This is a genomic window from Nonomuraea pusilla (assembly GCF_900109355.1).
GTDB lineage: Bacteria > Actinomycetota > Actinomycetes > Streptosporangiales > Streptosporangiaceae > Nonomuraea > Nonomuraea pusilla.
Genome location: NZ_FOBF01000014.1, coordinates 157,419 through 176,343, shown reverse-complemented (window position 1 = coordinate 176,343; position 18,925 = coordinate 157,419). Strand labels below are relative to the sequence as shown.

The 18,925-nt window shown below is 73.6% G+C and carries 20 protein-coding genes and 1 tRNA gene; 11 read left to right on the top strand and 10 right to left on the bottom strand.

Features of this window, described 5'->3' with window-relative positions; translation table 11 throughout:
* Positions 1-68 precede the first annotated feature (68 nt).
* Positions 69-1,040 (bottom strand): helix-turn-helix domain-containing protein, encoded by a 972-nt coding sequence (locus tag BMX74_RS27035; RefSeq protein ID WP_091103539.1) that lies wholly within the window; start codon positions 1,038-1,040, stop codon positions 69-71.
* A gap of 122 nt (positions 1,041-1,162) precedes the next feature.
* Here BMX74_RS27035 and BMX74_RS27030 point away from each other — a divergent pair, with 122 nt between their 5' ends.
* From BMX74_RS27030 to BMX74_RS27020, 3 genes are read left to right on the top strand one after another with little or no spacing between them, the layout of a single operon-like run.
* Positions 1,163-2,182 carry a type III polyketide synthase gene (locus BMX74_RS27030; RefSeq protein WP_055506223.1) on the top strand — a complete coding sequence of 340 codons (1,020 nt, stop codon included), beginning with the start codon at positions 1,163-1,165 and terminating at the stop codon, positions 2,180-2,182.
* A 7-nt stretch (positions 2,183-2,189) separates the two neighbouring features.
* Positions 2,190-2,702 (top strand): isoprenylcysteine carboxyl methyltransferase family protein, encoded by a 513-nt coding sequence (locus BMX74_RS27025; RefSeq protein WP_055506222.1) that lies wholly within the window; start codon positions 2,190-2,192, stop codon positions 2,700-2,702.
* Positions 2,699-3,238 (top strand): TIGR03086 family metal-binding protein, encoded by a 540-nt coding sequence (locus BMX74_RS27020; RefSeq protein ID WP_091103537.1) that lies wholly within the window; start codon positions 2,699-2,701, stop codon positions 3,236-3,238. Before BMX74_RS27025 ends, BMX74_RS27020 begins: the two co-directional genes overlap by 4 nt.
* Here BMX74_RS27020 and BMX74_RS27015 read toward each other — a convergent pair.
* Complete coding sequence (locus BMX74_RS27015) at positions 3,207-4,982, bottom strand: asparagine synthetase B family protein (protein WP_091103535.1); 1,776 nt, start codon at positions 4,980-4,982, stop codon at positions 3,207-3,209. The two genes, BMX74_RS27020 and BMX74_RS27015, sit on opposite strands and share 32 nt — an antisense overlap.
* A 210-nt stretch (positions 4,983-5,192) precedes the next feature.
* Between BMX74_RS27015 and BMX74_RS27010 the strand changes: the two genes are divergently transcribed.
* Positions 5,193-6,716, top strand: a complete 1,524-nt coding sequence (locus tag BMX74_RS27010) for a vWA domain-containing protein (protein ID WP_256257283.1) — start codon at positions 5,193-5,195, stop codon at positions 6,714-6,716.
* 51 nt (positions 6,717-6,767) lie between these two features.
* A complete protein-coding gene (locus BMX74_RS27005; RefSeq protein ID WP_091103531.1) occupies positions 6,768-7,625 on the top strand; it encodes an alpha/beta fold hydrolase in 858 nt (285 codons plus the stop codon).
* Positions 7,626-7,682: 57 nt separating this feature from the next.
* On the opposite strand, the gene BMX74_RS46350 is transcribed toward BMX74_RS27005, so the two are convergent.
* A complete protein-coding gene (locus BMX74_RS46350; RefSeq protein ID WP_091103529.1) occupies positions 7,683-8,537 on the bottom strand; it encodes a patatin-like phospholipase family protein in 855 nt (284 codons plus the stop codon).
* Positions 8,538-8,607: 70 nt separating this feature from the next.
* Here BMX74_RS46350 and BMX74_RS26995 point away from each other — a divergent pair, with 70 nt between their 5' ends.
* Together BMX74_RS26995 and BMX74_RS26990 are read left to right on the top strand one after the other, a co-directional pair.
* Complete coding sequence (locus tag BMX74_RS26995) at positions 8,608-9,168, top strand: TetR family transcriptional regulator (RefSeq protein ID WP_091103528.1); 561 nt, start codon at positions 8,608-8,610, stop codon at positions 9,166-9,168.
* Between the two features lie 83 nt (positions 9,169-9,251).
* A tRNA-Ala gene (locus tag BMX74_RS26990) sits at positions 9,252-9,324 on the top strand.
* A gap of 97 nt (positions 9,325-9,421) precedes the next feature.
* Here BMX74_RS26990 and BMX74_RS26985 read toward each other — a convergent pair.
* Entirely contained in the window at positions 9,422-9,658 is a 237-nt protein-coding gene (locus BMX74_RS26985) for a hypothetical protein (RefSeq protein WP_256257280.1), read from the bottom strand.
* A gap of 423 nt (positions 9,659-10,081) precedes the next feature.
* Here BMX74_RS26985 and BMX74_RS26980 point away from each other — a divergent pair, with 423 nt between their 5' ends.
* Positions 10,082-10,984: a hypothetical protein gene (locus tag BMX74_RS26980; RefSeq protein ID WP_143078775.1), complete on the top strand. Its 903-nt coding sequence runs from the start codon at positions 10,082-10,084 to the stop codon at positions 10,982-10,984.
* A gap of 83 nt (positions 10,985-11,067) precedes the next feature.
* Here BMX74_RS26980 and BMX74_RS26975 read toward each other — a convergent pair whose 3' ends face one another.
* From BMX74_RS26975 to BMX74_RS26955, 5 genes are all read right to left on the bottom strand, one after another.
* Positions 11,068-11,937, bottom strand: coding sequence for a pyridoxamine 5'-phosphate oxidase family protein (locus tag BMX74_RS26975; protein WP_055506214.1), 870 nt, complete (start codon positions 11,935-11,937; stop codon positions 11,068-11,070).
* Positions 11,937-12,380, bottom strand: a complete 444-nt coding sequence (locus BMX74_RS26970) for a VOC family protein (RefSeq protein ID WP_055506213.1) — start codon at positions 12,378-12,380, stop codon at positions 11,937-11,939. The genes BMX74_RS26975 and BMX74_RS26970 overlap by 1 nt, the downstream gene beginning before the upstream one ends.
* A gap of 74 nt (positions 12,381-12,454) precedes the next feature.
* Positions 12,455-13,063 (bottom strand): CGNR zinc finger domain-containing protein, encoded by a 609-nt coding sequence (locus BMX74_RS26965; RefSeq protein ID WP_055506212.1) that lies wholly within the window; start codon positions 13,061-13,063, stop codon positions 12,455-12,457.
* Between the two features lie 51 nt (positions 13,064-13,114).
* Positions 13,115-13,942 (bottom strand): SAM-dependent methyltransferase, encoded by an 828-nt coding sequence (locus BMX74_RS26960; RefSeq protein ID WP_055506211.1) that lies wholly within the window; start codon positions 13,940-13,942, stop codon positions 13,115-13,117.
* Between the two features lie 69 nt (positions 13,943-14,011).
* Positions 14,012-14,962, bottom strand: a complete 951-nt coding sequence (locus BMX74_RS26955) for a GlxA family transcriptional regulator (RefSeq protein WP_236714975.1) — start codon at positions 14,960-14,962, stop codon at positions 14,012-14,014.
* A 71-nt stretch (positions 14,963-15,033) separates the two neighbouring features.
* Here BMX74_RS26955 and BMX74_RS26950 point away from each other — a divergent pair, with 71 nt between their 5' ends.
* Both BMX74_RS26950 and BMX74_RS26945 read left to right on the top strand, forming a co-directional pair.
* On the top strand, positions 15,034-16,299 hold the full coding sequence (locus BMX74_RS26950) for an MFS transporter (protein WP_055506209.1): 1,266 nt from the start codon (positions 15,034-15,036) through the stop codon (positions 16,297-16,299).
* Positions 16,296-16,955, top strand: coding sequence for a peptidyl-tRNA hydrolase (locus BMX74_RS26945; protein WP_091103526.1), 660 nt, complete (start codon positions 16,296-16,298; stop codon positions 16,953-16,955). The genes BMX74_RS26950 and BMX74_RS26945 overlap by 4 nt, the downstream gene beginning before the upstream one ends.
* A gap of 17 nt (positions 16,956-16,972) precedes the next feature.
* Here the strand turns inward: BMX74_RS26945 and BMX74_RS26940 are convergent, their stop codons facing one another.
* Positions 16,973-17,950 carry a DUF3616 domain-containing protein gene (locus tag BMX74_RS26940; protein WP_091103524.1) on the bottom strand — a complete coding sequence of 326 codons (978 nt, stop codon included), beginning with the start codon at positions 17,948-17,950 and terminating at the stop codon, positions 16,973-16,975.
* A gap of 162 nt (positions 17,951-18,112) precedes the next feature.
* Here BMX74_RS26940 and BMX74_RS26935 point away from each other — a divergent pair, with 162 nt between their 5' ends.
* Positions 18,113-18,892: a hypothetical protein gene (locus BMX74_RS26935; protein ID WP_055506206.1), complete on the top strand. Its 780-nt coding sequence runs from the start codon at positions 18,113-18,115 to the stop codon at positions 18,890-18,892.
* The last annotated feature ends 33 nt before the right edge of the window (positions 18,893-18,925 follow it).

Below are 18,925 nucleotides of genomic sequence, written 5' to 3'. Positions count from 1 at the left end.
GACGTGTCATCGATCCTGAGCTCGGCATGACAAATGTCCTACGCGCCCGCCACCCGCGCCGGGCCCGGTCAGCCGGCGAACGCGCGGCGGTAGGCCGACGGGGAGGTGCGCATCGTCCTGGTGAAGTGGTGGCGGAACGTCGCCGGGCTCTCGAACCCGACCGCCGCGCCGATCGCCTCCACCGGCGCGTCCGTCGACTCCAGCATGGCCAGGCTGGCCGCCACCCGCTGCGAGATCACCCAGCGCAGCGGGCTCGTGCCGGTGCGCCGCCTGAAGTGCCTGACGAACGAGCGCTCCGACAGGTGCGCCGCCCGCGCCAGATCCGCCACCGCGATCGGCTCGGACAGGTGGCCGAGCGCCCACGCCATCGCCCTGCCCACCGGGTCGTCGTCCTCGACCGGCGGCACCGCGGCCTCGATGAACTGCGCCTGGCCGCCCTCCCTGTGCGGCGCGATGACCAGGCGGCGGGCCACCGCGTTGGCGACGTTCGGCCCGTGGTCGCGGCGGACGAGGTGCACCAGCAGGTCGAGCCCGGCCGCGCTGCCCGCGCTGGTCAGCACGTCGCCGCCGTCGACGTACAGCACCGAGGGGTTGACCCGCACCTCGGGGAAGCGGCGCCGCAGCAGGTCGGCGTACCTCCAGTGGGTGGTGGCCTCGCGCCCGTCGAGCAGCCCGGCGGCGGCCAGCGCGAACGCCCCCGAGCAGATCGACACCATCCGGGCGCCGCGCGCGTGCGCCAGCCGCAGCGCCCCGATCACGGCGGCGGGAACCTGCCCCCGCACGTCGGCCACGCCCGGCACGACCACCGTGTCGGCCCCCGCCAGGACGTCGAGGCCGTGCTCCGCCCGCATCGTGAACCCGCCGACCACCCTGAGCGGCTCGCGCGTCTCCGCGCAGACCCGCAGGTCGTACCAGGGGACGTCCAGCTCGGGACGCGGCAGCGCGAAGAACTCCACCACGCAGCCGAGCTCGAACGGCGCCATCCCGTCGAAGGCCAGCACGGCGACGGTGTGGAGGCGCCCGGGGGCGGGCAGCAGCATGACCGCATGCTAGCCGTGACCGGCCGCACCAGCTCCGGCGCCTCCGGACATCCCGGCAGGTCGTACGGCGGGTCATCCGGGCGGGGCATGTTAGGCGCGGCCGTCTCGGGCAGAGGACACGCATGCACATCTCGGGAGTACAGGCCGTTCTACCGGTTCACCGCTACACGCAGGCGGAGATCACGGAGGCGTTCTCCCGGTTGACCCACGCCGACGAGGAGATCCTGCGGCGCTTCCACGCCGCGACGGGCGTCCAGGGGCGCCACCTCGCGCTCCCGATCGACGACTACCCCAAGCTCGACTCCTTCGGCCGCGCCAACGCCGCCTACGTCGAGGCCGCGCTCGACCTGGCCGAGCAGGCGCTCTCCGGCGCGCTGGACAAGGCAGGCGTGCCGCCCGAGCGCGTCGACCACCTCGTGTTCTGCTCCACGACCGGCCTGGCCACGCCCTCGCTCGACGCCAGGCTCGCCCGGCGGATGGGCCTGCGGGCCGACGTCAAACGGGTGCCGGTGTTCGGCCTGGGCTGCGCGGCGGGCGCGTCCGGGCTGTCGAGGCTCCACGACTACCTGCGCGGCTGGCCGGGCCACGTCGCCGCGCTCGTCTGCGTCGAGCTGTGCTCCCTCACCATCCAGCGCGACGACACCTCCGTCGCCAACCTCGTCGCGAGCGCCCTGTTCGGCGACGGCGCGGGCGCCGTCGTCGCCACCGGGCGCGGGCCGGGCCCCGAGGTCGTCGCCACCCGCAGCACGCTCTACCCCGGCACCGAGCACCTGATGGGCTGGGAGATCGGCGAGCACGGCTTCCGCATCGTCCTCGACGCCGGCCTGCCCGCCTTCGTCGAGCAGGTGCTCGCCGGCGACATCAGAGCCTTCCTCGCCGACCACGGCCTGACCCCCGATCAGGTGCCGACCTGGGTGTGCCACCCGGGCGGCCCCAAGGTCATCGACACGATCGCGCAGACCCTCGGCCTGCCCCCGCACGCCGTGGACGTCACCAGGCGCTCGCTCGCCGAGCACGGCAACCTGTCGTCGGTCTCGGTGCTGGACGTGCTCCAGCACACCAAGGGCCGTCCCGGGCGGCCGGCCGTGCTCATGGCGCTCGGCCCCGGGTTCTCCTCCGAGACGCTGCTGCTGCACTGGTGAGCGCGCGATGGCCGCCTACCTCGTCCTGATCGGGCTGGTCGTGCTCGAACGGCTGGCCGAGCTGGCGGTGGCCCGCCGCAACCTCGCCTGGTCGCGGGCGAGGGGCGGCGTCGAGCACGGCAGAGGCCACTACCCGCTGATCGTGGCCGCCCACGTCGCGCTCCTGGCCGCCGCGCCCGCCGAGGTGTGGCTGCTCGGCCGCCCCTTCGTCCCGGCGCTCGGCTGGCCCATGCTCGCGGCCGTGCTGCTCGCCCAGGGGCTGCGCTGGTGGTGCATCGCCACGCTGGGCCGCCAGTGGAACACCCGGGTCGTCGTCGTGCCCGGCCTTCCGCGGGTGACCGGCGGGCCCTACCGGTGGCTGCGCCACCCCAACTACCTGGCCGTCGTCGTGGAGGGGTTCGCGCTGCCGCTCGTCCACACCGCCTGGATCACCGCGCTCGCCTTCACCGCGGCCAACGCCGCGCTGCTCGCCGTGCGTACGCGGGTCGAGGACCGGGCCCTGGCATCCTTGACTCCATGAACCTGCTGCCGATGATGAAGGACGCGGCCGAGCGCACCTCGGCCCTGGTGCGGAGCATCCGCGACGACGAGCTCACGCTCCCCACCCCCTGCAGCGAGTACGACGTCAAGGGCGTGCTCGCCCACCTGGAGTGGGTGGCCTCGATGTTCGAGTCCGCCGGGCGGGGCGAGGAGCCCCCGGCCCAGGGGGAGTACAGCGGCGACTTCCCCGAGCGCGCCCAGCGGATGATCGCCGCGTGGGAGCGGCCGGAGGCGTGGGAGGGCGTGAGCCCCGGCATGGGCCTGCCGAAGCCGGTGCTCGCCCACATGTGCCTCACCGACCTGGTCGTCCACGGCTGGGACCTGGCGAGGGCGACCGGCCGCCCCTACGAGGCGCCCGAGGACGCCGTCGCCGAGCTCCTGCCCTTCGCCAGGCAGATGGCGCCGATGGGCAGGGAGCGGGGCGCGTTCGGCCCCGAGGTGGAGGTGCCCGCCGAGGCGCCGGCCTTCGACAGGCTCCTCGGGCTCATCGGCCGGGATCCGGCCTGGAAACCCTGATCTCCTCCAGGCCCTCGGGCTGCTTGCCCGGGTACAGGCCGGTGAGCAGCGTGCTGACCGTGTAGAGGTGCCAGGCCAGCGCCGGCCTGGCCACGACGCGGTCGGCGAACAGGGCGCGCACCTCGTCGGGCCGGACGATCGGGGCGAGGGCGTCCAGGCTGCCGAGCACCTGCTCCCGCAGCGCGTCGGTCAGGGCGGGGCCGGGGCTGGTCCGCCAGCTCCAGCCCCCGCCCGTCCGCACGGTGGGCAGGTTGCCCGCGGGCAGCCGCGACCAGGGCCGGCGCTTGGTCATGCCCTCGGCGAACCGCCACGGCCTGCCTTCGATCAGGACGTCCCGCAGCTTCGGGGCGAACCTCAGGACGAGCGTGTAGATCACTTCCTCCGACAGCCGCCACGCCTGGTCGAGGCCGAGCGCCGCGCGCACCACCCGGTTGTCGAGGAACGGCCGCACCGGGTCGCCGCGCCGCAGCGACCCCGCCCTGGCGCCGGCCTGCCACCGGCCGACCTCGTACCAGACGTAGATGTGGTCGAGCGCCTCCAGCGGGTCGGGGTGCGCCAGCCACGGCCTGGCCAGCTCCCGGGCGTGCTCGTTGGCCGCGTCGGTGAACAGCTTCTCGTCCTTGCCGAACGTCGTGCTGATCCGGCGCCGCAGCGCTCTCTCGCTCAGGTCGGTCTGGAGCAGGTTCAGGCCGCCCGCCCGCAGCGTCTCGCCGCTCTGCCCCGCGATCGTCGGCCTGCCGGAGTACGGCAGGTAGCTCACGATCGACTCGTACGCGGAGGTCATGCCCTCGCAGGTGCGCAGCGTCTCCCAGGCGCGGCCCAGCGGGTGCTCCACCAGCACGGCGTCCTTCTGGGCGGTCTGCGGGGGAGCGATGACGGTGTGCGGCACCTTCAGCCTGGCCGCGATCTCCCTGGCGATGATCACGTCGGGATGGGTGTCGAGCCCGTTGGTCGTGACGCGGAACGGCACCTTCGCGGCGTGCAGCAGCGCCGCGAGCACGCGTGGGTCGCGCCCGCCGGTCAGCGCCAGGTTGACCGGCTCGCCGAGGTCGCGCAGCGGGGCGACGGTGGCGAGCAGCGCGTCGGCCAGCTCCGAGACGGCCCTCCGCTTGGCGCGGGGCGACGTCGGCGGGGGAGCCGCCGTCGGCAGCGGCGTCTCGGTGATCTCGCGCCTGCCCTCCCGCACGTCCAGGCGGGAGTTCGGGCGCAGCGCCGTCACCCCCTTGTACGGGGTCTCGTCCGACAGGAAGAACCCCTGCCTGACCATCCACTGCAGGGCGAGCACGTCGTGCTCCACCCGGTCGTCGGGCCGGGCCGCCAGGTGCACCAGCAGCGCCCTGCTGCCCACGATGTGCAGTTCGGGCGTCTCGGCGTGGAAGACGGGGCACACGCGGTTGATCGCGGTGCTCGCCGTCAGGCGCCCGTCGGCGGCGATCCAGGCGGAGAAGCAGCCGCCGACGGTGTCGTCGGGCAGCCGGGACGCGTCCGCCGGGTCGGCCAGGTGGCCGTCGACCCCGACGATCCGGTCGCCGTGCGCGCTCAGCAGCGGCGGCTGACGGGAGTCGTCGGGCTCGTTGGTCCAGGCGAAGAGTGAGACTCCGCGGCCGTGCCACTCACGGCCTCTGATCACTTCGGGAGGCACGGGAAAGGCCGTCTCGGCGGCGGCCCGGACCCGGTCGAGGACGGGGGCCGGTATTCTCTCCTGCTTCGCGGCCAGGCCCAGGTAGACGCGCATGGCAGTCATGCCTACCTCATTTGCACCATTTGTTACAAGTGATCACTGAATTTGTCATCTCTGATCACGTCGTGGTCGCGGTTTGCGCTCGCTTGCGTCACCGGCCAGGCCGCGGGATATCGCACTCCGTCAAACGGCACGGAGGTGGTTGAGATGGTGGTTGAGATGAAATTTCGTCCATTAGCCGCTGGTGCCGCGTTATTCGGAGTTTTGGTCCTTGTGGCCGGGTGCGGCGGCGCAGGCGGCTCCGGCGGCCACAGCGCCGAACGCGCCCCCGCGTCCGGCGAGCACCACGGGCAGCCCGTGCCCCGGGCGAGCGCGAGCCAGGAGCAGGACGCCCGGCAGAAGGACGAGACCGAGACGGAGACCAGCGGAGAGACCGGCAGAGAGACCGGCAGAGAGACCGGCAGAGAGACCGACAGAGAGACCGACACGGAGACCGACACGGAGACCGCGCAGATCTCCACCTTCGCCCTCGACGTGGACACCGCTTCCTACGGCTACGCCCGCCGCAGCCTGCAGGAGGGCCGCTGGCCCGCGCCGGCCGAGGTCAGGCCCGAGGAGTTCGTGAACGCCTTCAGGCAGGACTACCGCCAGCCGTCCGACGACGGGTTCGCCGTCCACGCCGACGGCGCCAGGCTCCCCGGACGCGACCAGGCCGTGCTGCGCGTCGGCCTGCAGACCCGCGAGTCCAGCGCCGCCGCCCGGCGCCCCGCGAACCTCACCTTCGTCGTCGACGTCTCCGGCTCCATGGCCGAGCCCGGCCGCCTCGACCTGGTCAAGCAGGCCCTGCACCGGCTGCTCGACCAGCTCGCCCCCGGCGACCAGGTCTCGATCGTCGCCTTCAGCGACGACGCCAGGCTGCTCGCCTCCATGACGCCCCTCGCCGCCCGCGACGAGCTGCACTCCGCCGTGGACGAGCTCACCGTCTCCGGCGGCACCGACCTGGAGTCCGGCATCGTCGCCGGGTACCAGGAGGCCGCCAGGGCGTACCGGCCCGCCGCCACCAACCGCGTCATCCTGCTCTCCGACGGCCTCGCCAACCAGGGCGAGACCGCCTGGCAGGCCATCCTCGACCGGGTCAAGGAGCACGCCGCGCGGAAGATCGCCCTGCTCACCGTCGGCGTGGGCCGGGAGTACGGCGACGAGCTGATGGAGCAGCTCGCCGACAACGGCGACGGCGCCGCCGTCTACGTCAGCTCCGCCGAGGAGGCCGAGAACGTCTTCGTCACCCGCCTGCCCGCCACGATCGAGCTGCGGGCGCGCGACGCCAAGGCGCAGGTCGTCTTCAACCCGTCCGTCGTCGAGAGCTACCGGCTCGTCGGCTACGACAACAGGACCATGTCCGCCGAGGAGTTCCGCGACGACGGCCGCGACGGCGGCGAGATCGGCCCCGGCCACTCCGTGACCGCCCTCTACCTGGTACGGCTCAAGCCCGGCGCGAGCGGGCAGCTCGCCCAGGCGACCGTGCGCTGGCAGGACCCCGACACCCGGGCCGCGGCCGAGGCGTCGGCGTCGATCGGGTCGGGCGACCTGGCCGGGTCGGTCTGGGAGAAGGCGCCGCTGCGGCTCCAGGTGGACCTCGTCGCCGCCGCCTTCGCCGGCTACCTGCGTGACCGCGAGGGCCTCGGCTTCGACCTGCCCACGCTGCGCGAGCACGCCGCCCGCCTGGCCCGGGAGGCCGAGGACCCGATGGTGACCGAACTGGCCGACCTCATCGTCAAGGCCGGCGCGGTCGGCTGACCCTTGGTGACCGATTTGCGATGTCTCGTCCAGGTCGGGCAGGGTGACCGCATGCAGGACACCGTCGTCATCACGCCGCCGGCCCGGCTCGGCGAGACGCGGCTGCCGGACGGCCGCGCCCTCGGCTGGGCCGAGTGGGGCCCGCGCGAGGGGACCCCTGTGCTGTTCTCGCCGGGGGCCGGCACGAGCCGCCGCCTGGGGTTCGGCGCGGACGTCCTCGACGCGCTCGGCGTGCGGCTGATCTCGCTGGACCGTCCGGGCCTCGGGGCGTCCGACCCCGACCCGGGCCGCACGCTCGCCTCCTGGCCCGCCGACGTACGGGCTCTCGGCCTGGACGCGCCGCGCATGGTCGGCTTCTCCCAGGGCGCCCCCTTCGCCCTGGCCTGCGCGGCCGACGGAGCCGTCAGCCGCGTCGCGATCGTGTCAGGGGCCGACGAGGTGGCGCTGCCCGCCTTCGCTGACTCCCTGCCGCCGCAACTGCTCGATCTCGTCCGTACCGCGGCGGACGACCCCACGGGCGCCGAGGAGTTCTTCGCGCGCTTCACGCCGGACGCGCTCTGGAACCTGATCGTGCCGAACAGTCCCGAGATCGACCGTGGTATTTACACCCAGCCTGACTTCTCCCGCGAATATCGCCTCGCCATGGAGGAGGCATTCCGGCAGAGTTCCGCCGGATATGCGCGGGACACCCTTCTCGCCATGTCCCGCTGGCCCTTCGATCTCGACGAGATCGCCGTTCCCGTCGATCTCTGGTACGGCGAACTCGACGCGAGCCATTCCCCCGACCGAGGCGAGACCCTGGCCGCCCGCATCCCCGGCGCCCGCCGCCACCTCGTGCCCGGGGCGGGCGGCGCGCTCCTGTGGACCCACGGCGAGGACGTCCTCACGGAGCTCCTCGCCGGCGGTTGATCGGAGTCCTGGCGACCGGACGGCTCGCTTCGGCGGCCGCCGGAGATCGGGCGGCGCTCACTCCGCGCCGGATCCGGTCTTCCAGGCGAGGCGGAGCCGCTCCGCGGCGTCGGCGGCCTGACGAAGACCCGCCTGGTAGGCCGGTTCCCAGGCCGTCCGGTCGTTCAGGTCCGGGCCGAAGACGCGGATCGACGCCGGATCGGGCTCGACGGTCACCACCGTGTGCGCCGCGGCGCCCGCCAGCTCCTGGTGGAGCAACTCGCGGGGGAACAGGTGCGCCTGCGGGTCGATCACGACGAGCGTGCGGGCCCCGGCCGCGAGCCCGGCGTTGGTGGCCGACCGCAGGGCGCCGTCCATGTACCGGCGGCCGTTGACGGTGATCGGTGGGTAGATGCCGGGGAAGGCCGTGCTCGCCGCCACGGCGGAGGGCAGCGACGCGCCGCTCGCCCGGTCGAAGATCTCCTGCTCGCCGGTCTCGGCGTCCGTCGCGGTGATGAGCAACGGCCGGTCCGGCCATCGGTCGGCTCCGACCATGGCGCGCATCCGGGCGACATGCGCCTGCTCGGGGCCGGTCTCGGCGGCGAGGGCGATCCGGCCCACCCGGCGCCGTGCCCCGGCCGGGTCGGAGGCGGCATCGCCGAGCACGGCGAACGCCTCGCCCAGCCGGCGCCCGTCCACCTGGGGAGGAGCGCTGCCGGAGCCGGCGGGACGCGCGGGGGCGGCGAGCCGGTCGGGGTCCTGGCCGGTGGCCAGCAGCGCGGCGATGATCGCACCGGCCGAGGTGCCGACGACCAGATCGGCCTCGCCGAGATCCACCCCGCCGCGACGCAGTCCGCTCACGAGCCCAGCCGTCCAGGCCGTGCCGACGAGACCTCCGGCGCCCAGGACGAGCGCCCGGCCGAGTGCGTGCACGACTGTCTCCCTCCGTTAGTGAAACAGTCGTATCATATTGAGATCCGCGGCACCGAGAGGATGATCGACCGTGGGGCGACCCCCGGATCCCGCCCGGCGGGAGGCCACGCTGGCGCGGGCGACCGATTACGTCCTGGCGCACGGCCTGGCCGGGCTGAGCCTGCGGCCGCTGGCCGCGGCTCTCGACACCAGCCCGCGAATGCTGCTCTACGACTTCGGCAGCAAGCAGGAGCTGGTGTCAGCCGTCCTCGCCGAGGCCCGCCGCCGCGGTGCCACACGGTTGGCCGAGAACCTCCCGGCGGACGCGGCCTCCCCGGAGGAGCACCTGCGCGACATCTGGGCCTGGATCAGCGCGCCCGAGCGCGCCCCGTTCGTCCGGCTGTTCTTCGAGGTGCACGCCGACGGCCTCGCTCACCCCGAGAACTACCCGGACCGGGCCGAGGCGATCACGGGCTGGTTCCAGACCCTCGGCGCCACGTTCCGTGACATCGCCGCCGGCCCTGACGACACCATCACTCCGACCCTGGTCATGGCCGTCATCCGGGGCCTCCTGTTCGATCTCACGACCACCGGCGACCGCCACCGCGCCGATCGCGCCCTGGACCGCTTCTGCGAACTCCTCCGGCGTTGAACGAAGCCACCGCTGGAGTGCCGGGGCGGCCGGAAAAGTGTGCTGAGGCAGGCGCGAAGTCCGATATGCTGAGCAAGCAGCACGGGGCTATGGCGCAGTTGGTAGCGCGCCTCCATGGCATGGAGGAGGTCTGGGGTTCGAATCCCCATAGCTCCACAGAGGTCCGTTCTGGAAACGGCTCGAAGAGCGTTGACGAGATCCCGTCCGATCACTCCGATCGGGCGGGATCTCGCCGTTTCGGGCGAGCCGGTTCTCATGAAGGCGTCCGCGGGCCACGCGCGGGGCGACGGCGCCGGTGGTAGGCATGGGCCAGGGCGAGCACTGTCGGGCCCCACAGGGCGATCGGGGTGATGCACACCATCGCCGGCGCCTGCCACCAGCCGTTCTCATACGCCATGCGGTCAACGACACCGGCCCAGGCGAGCACCATCCAGACCGAGACCGCGGTCAGAAGGAGCCCGCCGATCACGGCCGGGACGATCGCCGCCATGGTCGGCACACGCCTGCGACCGATGCTGAGGAAGCGCGTAGGCGAGACGGAGTGCCCATCGGGGGACGGGCTGTTCGGTGTCGCTGGTGGCCGGGGCGGCGTGCAGCAGTTTGATCGCCATGGCTGCAGTCCCTCCGGGCGCCGAGGAACGACAGATCACCTGCCAGAGCGAAACGCCTCCCTCACACGAGCCAATGAGGTGAACGCGGCACGAGGAGGGCGGCGCAGTATCGAGCCGCGCCCACGCGCGTCCGAGCGTTGTTCACCTCGACACCCTCGCCCCGGCCCTCAGCTTCAGCATGGACATCCACCGCAGGCAGCACTTCGAGTACGCCCGTGACGGGACCCAGGCCTTGATCGCACGGCTGCCCAGGTCCGCTGCCGCCGGGTGAACCTGGCCGCCCGCCGGCACGTCTACCGGTCATGAGGTTACTTCCGGCCGTGGTGCTCCTCATGCTCGCGACGGCGTGTGGTTCCGCCCGCGCACCCGTCGCCGCCGACGAGTTCGCCGACGGGTTCGCCGATCGTGCCGGTGAGGTCGCCGGACACTGGCAGCGTTCGGCGGAGCGGGAGCCCTGGATCGCGGGATTCGTCCCGCTGCGGAACCTGACCCTGCAGCCCTCCTGGGAGCGCGTGCCCCGCTGGGTCGGGCGGAGCATGATCAACAGCGCCTGGAAGCTGGAGACGGAGTTCCCGGCCGAGGCGCCCGCCCCGGCCACGTTGCGCTGGGCCGACGGGGGCACGCTGAGCGTGCCCGTCCTGACGGCCGCGGCCGCCTACGCGGGCCTCAGCAAGCCCAGGTCCTTCGTCGACGAGGAGTGCCCGGCCGGGGGCTGCCGGCCGCTGCGCGTGATCGCGGTGACGCGGGGCGAGGCCACGATGCCCAGCAGCCGGGGAGAGGTGCGGGTGCCGACGTGGGAGTTCACCGTGAAGGGCGTGCCGGAGCCGTTCCGCCGGGTGGCCGTGGACCCGGCCGCGATGGGCGGGCCGCCCCGCCCGCTGGCCGGCGGGTTCCAGGAGGTGAGCACCTACGAGGTGCGCGCCCCGGCTGAGCTCCAGCTGACCTACCTGCACGGCGCGTGCGACACGACGCACGGCTCGCGCGTCCACGAGACGCCCGAAGCGGTGGTGGTGGACGTCGACGTCCGGGAGGATGGCGACGTGCGGGCCTGTCCCGCCGTGGGGAAGACCGACCGGATCGGGGTCACGCTGCGCGAGCCGCTGGGCCGGCGGGTGGTGCTGGACTCCAGCAGCGGCGTGCCCCTGCTGCCCCGGAGCGACATCCGCCTGTTCGAGTACCAGAACTACGACCCACGCCGCTCCTAGCCCCGTGACGTCACCTGCCGGAGTCGAGCTCGGCCGGCTGGTCCACGGCGCGCGTGCTCCTCCTCCTCTCGTCTCGGGCCGCGTCAGGGGTTGAAGCGGTGGTAGCCGGGCGGGGTCCAGGCGCGGGGGAGCGTGCCGGTCGTGTGGACGTACTCGTCCAGCTCGACGTGGACGAGGCGTTGGGCGCCCGGGACGCCCCCGGGGTCCCAGTCCACGCGGGCGCGGCCGGTCAGGTGGAGGGTCTCCCCGGTCTCCCAGTCGGGGAAGAGGAGCCCGGCGGCGGGGTCCAGCTCCAGGTTGCCGAGCGTCATGAACATCCCGTTGCCCTGGTAGTCGGGGAACGTCAGCGACCGTGCGCCGGTCACGCGGACGAAGCCGGGGTTGCCGCCCCGGTGGGAGACGTCGGCGCCGAGCCCGGCGGCGCGGGTGGCGATGAAGAAGGTGTCGGCCCGCTCGATCCACGCCAGGTGGCGGGGTGTGAGGGCCGCGCCGCGGCCGAGGACGCCCGGCGTGCCGGGGTCGGCGGTGGGTTCCCGGGTCTGGATGTACTTGGGGCAGTTGGCGTACACCTGCTCGGTGCGGACGACGAGGGCGGCGCCCGCGCGTACCGCGGTGCCGTTGGCCCGCATCCTGCGGCGGGTGCGCGGCTCGACGGCGAGCAGGCCGATGTCGCGCTCGCGCTCGAACAGGCCGTGCAGCGGGTCGGGCGCGGCGGGCAGCGCGCGCAGGACGAGGGTGCGGTCGCCCTCGGCGTCCGCGAAGCCGCGCGGGCCGGCCAGCAGCCCGGCCCAGACGCGGCCCCCGTCGTCGGCGGCGCCGGCGACGAGCAGGCGCTGCTCGCGCAGGAAGGCGGCCGCCACGTCGGGGATCTCGGCGCGGGCGCGGGCGCTGCCCCAGTCCTCGCGCGTGACCCCGGCCCGCCGCTGCACGGCGCTCTCGCCGGGGTGGCGCATTAGAAGAACCCGCAGGTCGGGGCGGAGCCGCTGGGGGCGGGCCGGTCGCCGGCCGCGTCGGGGGCGAAGATCTCCAGCCGGATGCCGTCGGGGTCCTCGAAGAACAGCCCGCCGGAGGCGGCGCCCTCGCGGTGCGGGACGACGCCGTCGTGGTGCACCCGCGCCCCCAGCTCCTTGACGACGGTCTCGGCGGCGCGCACCGCGGCCAGGTCGGCGACCTGGAACGACAGGTGGTGCAGGCCGGGCAGGCCGGTGGCGAAGGCGCCCCTGCTCTGCTCCCACAGGGTGAGCACGAGCGTGCCGTCCTGGCCGAGGAAGGCGTACCTGCGGCCGTCCTCGCGGGACTCGCCCAGCACGGTGAAGCCGAAGACACGGCCGTAGAACGCCTTCGACCTGTCGAGGTCGGTGACGTTGAGCCCGATGTGCCCGGTCTTGAATGCCATCCCACTCTCCTCTAACGGAAGCACGGCTGATCTGCCGTTAGAAGAACTATAACGGCAAAAGTCGCTATGTGGCGTTAGAAGGGGGAGGTTTCTTGTGCTCCCTGATGTCTCTTGTGCTCCCTGTAGTGCCTGGCGGCCCTCGCGCGGTTGCCGCAGGCGGTCGAGCACCACTCCTGCCGGGGGTGGTCCTTCACGAAGTACAGGACGCAGCGGGGGGCCTGGCAGGTGCGCAGCTGGGGGAGGTCGGGCCCGGTCAGGAACCGCACGGCCGCCGTCGCGAGCGCGGCGCGCAGCCGCGCCGCGTCGTCCGCCCCGGGGAAGGAGGCGGTGCGCAGCTCGGGGCCGTCCGGCCAGGCGAGCTGCGGCGACCTGGGCGCGGCCAGGACGGCGGCGTTCACGAGGTCGAGCGACTCGGCGAAGCCTGGCAGGCGGGCGGCGTCGGCCCGGCTCGGAGGCTCGGGGCTGACCGCGCGGGCGAACAGTGCCCGCACCGCCTGCCGCAGCCGCACGGTCTCCTGCCGTGCCTCTTCGGTGGCGATGAAGCCGGGATCGACGTCCAGCGCCTGGGCGCGCTCGCGCACCCACGCGGTCATGGCGTCGACGTCGGCGAGCTGGTCGATCAGCCCGGACCTGTCGGCCCGGACGGTGCCGACGAAGTCCAGGGCGAGCTGACGGGATGGCATGCCCTCAATCTAACGCCGTCCGCCGACTGCAGGCGTGAGAACGGGCCGCGCTCAGGCCGGCACGCGCCCCACGCCGGCGAGGATGCCCGCCTTGACGAGGTCGTAGCCGTCACCCGGCGAGGCGTCCTCGCTCCAGTCGGCCACGGGCACGACGCCGGGGCCGACGAGGTCGAGACCGTCGAAGAAGCCGGTGATCTGCTCCAGGCCGCGCCTGGCGAGGCCGCCGGAGCTGGTGTTCGAGTAGACGCGCTGGCCCGCCTCCGCCGCGTCGGCGGACGCGTCGCCGGTGTAGATGTGCGACAGGACGAGATGGCCGCCCGGGTTCAGCCGCTCCCGGATGCTCGCGGTGACCCGGTTCGCCTCGGCGTCGTCGGGGACGAAGTGCAGCACCGCCACCATGAGCACGGCGAACGGCTGCGTGAGGTCCAGGTGCTCGCGCACCCGCGGGTCGTCGAAGATCGCGTCGGGGTCCCTGAGGTCGCCCTCCACGGCCAGGACGTCGGGGTCGCGGGCGAGCAGGGCGCGGGCGTGGACGAGCACGATCGGGTCGTTGTCGACGTAGACCACCCGCGGATCGCTGGCGTGCCGCCTGGCCACCTGGTGGACGTTGTCCTGCGTGGGCAGGCCGGCGCCGATGTCGACGAACTGGCGCACCCCGGTCCGGGCGATCATCCGTACGGCGTTGCCGAGGAAACGGCGGTTCGCGCGGGCGATCTCGCGGGCGTCGTTGCCCATCTGCAGGCCGATCTCGATCATCTTCTCGGCCGCCTCGCGGTCGGCCGCGAAGTTGTCCCGGCCTCCGAGGTAGTAGTCGTACATGCGCGCGACGCTCGGAACGTTGGGATTGATCCCGGCCGGTACGCGGTCCGCCTCGCTCATGGTGACGTCCCTCTCGTTGTGGATCTTCCCGATTGTGGGTGATGCGCCCTTCTCGTCGCAAGGGCCCGTTCAGGCTCTGCGGAAGGTGTGCCGGTAGGCGAGCGGGGCCACGCCGACGGCGGCGTGCAGGTGCTGGCGCAGCGACACCGCCGTGCCGAACCCCGCGAGCCTGGCCACCTCCTCGACACCGAGGTCGGTCGTCTCCAGCAGGTGCCTGGCGCGCTGCACCCGCTGCGCGGTCAGCCACCTGGCCGGGCTGACGCCGGTCTCCTCGCGGAAGCGCCTCGTGAAGGTGCGCACGCTCATCCTGGCGTGCCCGGCCAGGGCGCTCAGGTCGAGCGGGACGTCGAGGTTGGCCAGCATCCACGCCCGGGTCGCGGCGGTGCCGCCGGTGTCGCCCTGGGGGAGCGGGCGCTCGACGTACTGCGCCTGGCCGCCGTCGCGCCACGGCGGCATGACGCAGCGGCGGGCCGCCCGGTTGGCCACCTCGCTGCCGTGGTCGCGCCTGATGACGTGCAGGCACAGGTCGAGGCCGGACGCGACGCCCGCCGAGGTGAGGACGTCGCCGTCGTCCACGAACAGCACGTCGGGGTCGAGCCGTACGCGCGGGAAGAGCGCCGCGAAGCGGGCCGCCTCGCGCCAGTGCGTGGTGGCCCTGCGCCCGTCCAGCAGCCCGGCGGCGGCCAGCACGAACGCGCCGGTGCAGATCGACATCACGCGCGGACGGCCCTGCAGCGCGGCGCGCAGCGGCTCGGGGATCGTGCCGTCGAGCAGCGCGCGGCCGGCGTGGATGCCGGGCACGAGCACGGTGTCGGCCGTGTCGAGGACGTCGAGGTCGTGGTCGGGCAGGACGCTGTAGCCGGCGGAGCAGCGGACGGGCCTGCGCCCGGGAGAGCAGGTGACGACCTCGTAGAGTTTCTCCCCGTCGGGCGACTCGGCGGTCCAGAACACCTGGCCGGGGATGCCGAGGTCGAGCGTGGCGAAGTGGTCGAGGGCGACGACCGCGACACGATGTGGCATGGCCGGATTCTTGCACATATTGGCTTTCGGGCCACTCGTCCCGCTGACCTGGGGTAAGCCAGGATTGCGCCATGACCCTCAGCACCACCGCCCCCCGTCAGCGGCGGCTGCACCGCGCCTGGTTCGTCGCCGCCGTCGCCTTCGTCGCCATCCTGGGCGCCGCGGGATTCCGCGCCACCCCCGGCGTCCTCATCACCCCGCTCCAGGAGGAGTTCGGCTGGTCGAGGGGCACGATCTCGCTCGCGGTGTCGATCAACCTGATCCTCTACGGGCTGACCGCGCCGTTCGCCGCCGCCCTCATGGACCGCTTCGGCATGCGCCGCGTCGTCTCCCTCGCGCTGCTCCTGGTGGCGGCCGGCAGCGGGTTCACCGTGGTGATGACGGCGAGCTGGCACCTCCTGCTGCTCTGGGGCGTGCTCGTGGGGCTCGGCACCGGCTCGATGGCGCTCGTGTTCGCCGCGACGGTCACCGACCGCTGGTTCGTCCGCCACCGCGGCCTCGTCACCGGCGTGCTCACGGCGGCGGGCGCCACCGGGCAGCTCATCTTCCTGCCCGTGCTGGCCCACCTCGCGGAAGGCCCCGGCTGGCGGGTCGCGTCGCTGGCCGTCGCCGGGTCCGCGCTGGCCGTGGCGCCGTTCGTGTGGTGGCTGCTGCGCGACAGGCCCGAGGACGTCGGCACCACCGCGCTCGGGGCCGAACCAGGCGAGGCGCCCACCGCGCCCGGCACTCAGAACGCGGCGGTCCGCGCCGTCACCGTGCTCGCCGCCGCCGCCCGCACCCGCCCGTTCTGGTTCCTCGCGGGCGGCTTCGCCATCTGCGGCGCCAGCACGAACGGCCTGGTCAGCACCCACTTCATCCCGGCCGCGCACGACCACGGCATGGCCGAGCCCGTCGCCGCGGGGCTCCTCGCCGTCATCGGGATCTTCGACATCGCCGGCACCGTGGCCTCCGGCTGGCTGAGCGACAGGATCGACCCCAAGGTGCTGCTCGGGGTCTACTACGCGCTGCGCGGGCTGTCGCTGATGGTGCTCCCCGGCCTCTTCGCCGCCACGACCGAGCCCAGCATGCTCATCTTCATCGTCTTCTACGGCCTCGACTGGGTGGCGACCGTCCCGCCCACCGTGGCGCTGTGCCGGCGCGTCTACGGCCCCGACGGGGCGGTCGTCTTCGGCTGGGTGTTCGGCTCCCACCAGGTGGGCGCCGCCCTGGCCGCCTTCGGCGCCGGGCTCGCCCGCGACCAGCTCGGCGCGTACGACGTCGCCTGGTTCGGGGCGGGCGCGCTCTGCCTCCTCGCCGCCGGCATGTCGCTCGCCATCGGGCATGCTGGGAAGCGATGAACGACTCAGAACTGATGGTCCTGCCCCTCGTGGTCAGGATCGAACGGGCCACCCCGCCCGAGCGCACCGACGCGATGGAGGCCGCCGCCACGGCCGTCCTCAGCCTGCTGGACGACCCCGGCGAGTGGGCGGCGGAGCTGCACGCCTGGCAGTCCACCGGCAAGATCCGCAAGGTGGTGCGCCGGGCCAGGGGAGCGGAGTGGCGCAGGGCGGTCGCGCTGCCCGGCCGCACCGTCGAGCACCGCACGGCCCAGGTACGCGTCCACCCGCCCGTGCCGCTCGACGCCTGGCCCCGCGACCTGGCCAGGCTCCAGGTCTCCGGCACCGAGCTGACCGACACCCGCGAGCCCGGCCCCGCCGACGCCCCGATCCTGTGGGAGAACCCCGCCCTGGAGATGTCGGCGGGCAAGGCCATGGCGCAGGCCGGGCACGCCGCCCAGCTCGCCTGGTGGGCGAGCGGCGAGGCCGAGCGGGCCGCCTGGCGGGAACGCGGGCTGGCCGTGTCCGTGCGCAGGGCGACGCCCGAGGCGTTCGAGGCGATGTCGGCCTCAGGGCTGCCGGTCGTGCGCGACGCCGGGTTCACCGAGATCGCGCCGGGCTCGTGCACGTTCGTCGCCGACGCCCCGTGGCTGCTCGGCCGCGTCGCCCGATCGTGACCTAGGCCGATCGTGACCTAGAGGGTGAAGACGTCGGCGAGCACGCCGCCCGCGGGGGTGATCCGCGCGGGCGACGGGCTGTCGTACACCACCATGAGCCGGCCGTCCTCGATCACGGCCATGCCCTCGGGGTGGTCGCAGCCCTCGCCGTAGGGGAGCTCGGCCACCCTCTCCAGCTCCGAGGCGGGCACGACGCCGCGCGCCCGGCGGGCCGGCCAGCGCAGCACCCGCGCCGGGCCGTCCAGGCTCATGGTGGGGCCGGCGAGCACGAGCAGGTCGCCGCCGTGCGGGCACAGGTCCCGCACGCCCAGCCCGCCGAGGTCCAGGAAGTGCTTGCGGTACGGCCCGTCCAGCCGCAGGCGCCCGCCGCCCGCGTCCACCGGCCTGATCTCCAGCACCACCGCCCAGCCGCGCAGCACGGGGCCGCGCAGCCCCAGGTACACCCGCTCGCCCACCACCGCGATGCCCTCGACGTCGAGGCCGTTGTCCTTGCCCGGCAGCGCCAGGAACGGCGCGAGGTGCTCGTCGCGGGCGAGCTGCGCCGCCAGGTTGTCGCGGCCCGACAGGATCGCGCCGCGCGCCGGTGCGTTGGCGGCCGGGTCGAGCGGGAGGCGTACGAGGATGAAGCGGTTCTCCTCGCGGACGACGGTGGCGAGCCTGCGCGCGGACCGGTCCTGGTCCTGGCCGGGCTTGACGCGCCGGCGCTTGAGGCTGTGCGAGCCGACCGCCCACAGGTGCCCGTCGGCCCGCGCCAGGCCCTCGATGTCGGCCTCGTCGTGCCGTCCCGCGGGCAGGTCCACGTAGTCGGCCAGCTCGAACGTGCGCTGGTCCGCGTAGTGCGAGCCGGTCCAGGCGAGGTGCTCGATCGTGGCGGTCTCGTCGCCGGCCAGCCACAGGCCGGTGTCGTCCCTGCGGAGCGCGGAGAGGTTCGTGTGCGTTCGCGAGGCCCGCGCGTGCTCCTCGAACCGGAGCTCCACCTGTTCCACGGAGCCCATGATGACACTTCGGTAGCTTCATAAGCGCAATGACGGGATATGTCGTACGCTCCCCCCGTGCTCGATGGGGAAGATGAGACCAAGGGTTCCGATGTGAGAACCGCGCCGCGCCCTGGAACCCCTGCCTCACCGCCCAGGCGGTCCGTCATCGGCGACCTCCGGATGCGCGACATCTACCGGGGGGTGGCCGTGCTGGCGGCGGTCGCGGCAGGCGCCGCGGCTCTCGTCCTGGTGCTCCCGTCAGGGCCGGACGAGGTCGCGGCGGGGCCGGTCGCCGCGCCATCGGCCGTGCCGTCCTCGTCCGGCCCGGCCGCACCCTCCCCGGTCCCCTCCTCCTCCGCGCCGGCCGCCTCACCTTCCGCGTCACCCACGGCGACGCCGTCGCCCGGCTCCTCGCTCGCCCCCGGCTACACCGCCATGCAGGCCCTGTACGCCGACCCCCGCGTCCCCCGGCTGACCGCCGAGGTCAAGCGCATGCGCCTGACCCGCCCCGCCAAGAGGTACGTCAAGGACAAGCGCACCGGGCTGGCCGTGCCCAGGCTCGCCGCCCCCTGGAAGGCGCACGGCGCCGCCCCCTTCACCTCCAAGCAGGTGCTCCCGAGGACGCGCGGCGCCGCCCTGCGCGGCCTGTTCGTCACCTGCCCGCTGCCGATCCAGGAGCAGGACAAGCCGCGCGACACCGCGCTGCTGGCCGCCCGCTGGACGCTCAACCACCACCCCAAGGGGTCCAGGATCACCTGGCTCGCCTCGCAGCCCGTCAAGCGCGGCTGGCTGCTCGTCTACCGCGTCACCTACCGCAAGCACCAGTCGCGGGCGGCGGTCGTGGTGGTCGACGGGGGAATGAGCAAGCCGGGACTGGCGTTCGTCACAGTGCCTGACACGCAGCGCAAACAGTGGCGCGACATCGGTCGCGTGGTCTCAGGGGTGCGTGCTCTAGGCTAGAAGATCATGGTTGCGGCGATATGGGGAGTGACG

Excerpts from the sequence above, each read along its gene's own strand:
- BMX74_RS26975 (WP_055506214.1), bottom strand. The coding sequence starts at position 11,937 with ATGCGCCACCCCGGCGAGAGCGCCGTGCAGCGGCGGGCCGGGGTCACG.
- BMX74_RS26940 (WP_091103524.1), bottom strand. The coding sequence starts at position 17,950 with ATGGGCTCCGTGGAACAGGTGGAGCTCCGGTTCGAGGAGCACGCGCGG.
- BMX74_RS27015 (WP_091103535.1), bottom strand. The coding sequence starts at position 4,982 with ATGACTGCCATGCGCGTCTACCTGGGCCTGGCCGCGAAGCAGGAGAGA.
- BMX74_RS26950 (WP_055506209.1), top strand. The coding sequence starts at position 15,034 with ATGACCCTCAGCACCACCGCCCCCCGTCAGCGGCGGCTGCACCGCGCC.
- BMX74_RS27030 (WP_055506223.1), top strand. The coding sequence starts at position 1,163 with ATGCACATCTCGGGAGTACAGGCCGTTCTACCGGTTCACCGCTACACG.
- BMX74_RS26935 (WP_055506206.1), top strand. The coding sequence starts at position 18,113 with ATGCGCGACATCTACCGGGGGGTGGCCGTGCTGGCGGCGGTCGCGGCA.
- BMX74_RS26965 (WP_055506212.1), bottom strand. The coding sequence starts at position 13,063 with ATGCCATCCCGTCAGCTCGCCCTGGACTTCGTCGGCACCGTCCGGGCC.
- BMX74_RS27020 (WP_091103537.1), top strand. The coding sequence starts at position 2,699 with ATGAACCTGCTGCCGATGATGAAGGACGCGGCCGAGCGCACCTCGGCC.
- BMX74_RS26955 (WP_236714975.1), bottom strand. The coding sequence starts at position 14,962 with ATGCCACATCGTGTCGCGGTCGTCGCCCTCGACCACTTCGCCACGCTC.
- BMX74_RS26980 (WP_143078775.1), top strand. The coding sequence starts at position 10,082 with ATGAGGTTACTTCCGGCCGTGGTGCTCCTCATGCTCGCGACGGCGTGT.
- BMX74_RS26970 (WP_055506213.1), bottom strand. The coding sequence starts at position 12,380 with ATGGCATTCAAGACCGGGCACATCGGGCTCAACGTCACCGACCTCGAC.
- BMX74_RS26960 (WP_055506211.1), bottom strand. The coding sequence starts at position 13,942 with ATGAGCGAGGCGGACCGCGTACCGGCCGGGATCAATCCCAACGTTCCG.
- BMX74_RS27025 (WP_055506222.1), top strand. The coding sequence starts at position 2,190 with ATGGCCGCCTACCTCGTCCTGATCGGGCTGGTCGTGCTCGAACGGCTG.
- BMX74_RS27035 (WP_091103539.1), bottom strand. The coding sequence starts at position 1,040 with ATGCTGCTGCCCGCCCCCGGGCGCCTCCACACCGTCGCCGTGCTGGCC.
- BMX74_RS27005 (WP_091103531.1), top strand. The coding sequence starts at position 6,768 with ATGCAGGACACCGTCGTCATCACGCCGCCGGCCCGGCTCGGCGAGACG.
- BMX74_RS26945 (WP_091103526.1), top strand. The coding sequence starts at position 16,296 with ATGAACGACTCAGAACTGATGGTCCTGCCCCTCGTGGTCAGGATCGAA.
- BMX74_RS26985 (WP_256257280.1), bottom strand. The coding sequence starts at position 9,658 with ATGGCGGCGATCGTCCCGGCCGTGATCGGCGGGCTCCTTCTGACCGCG.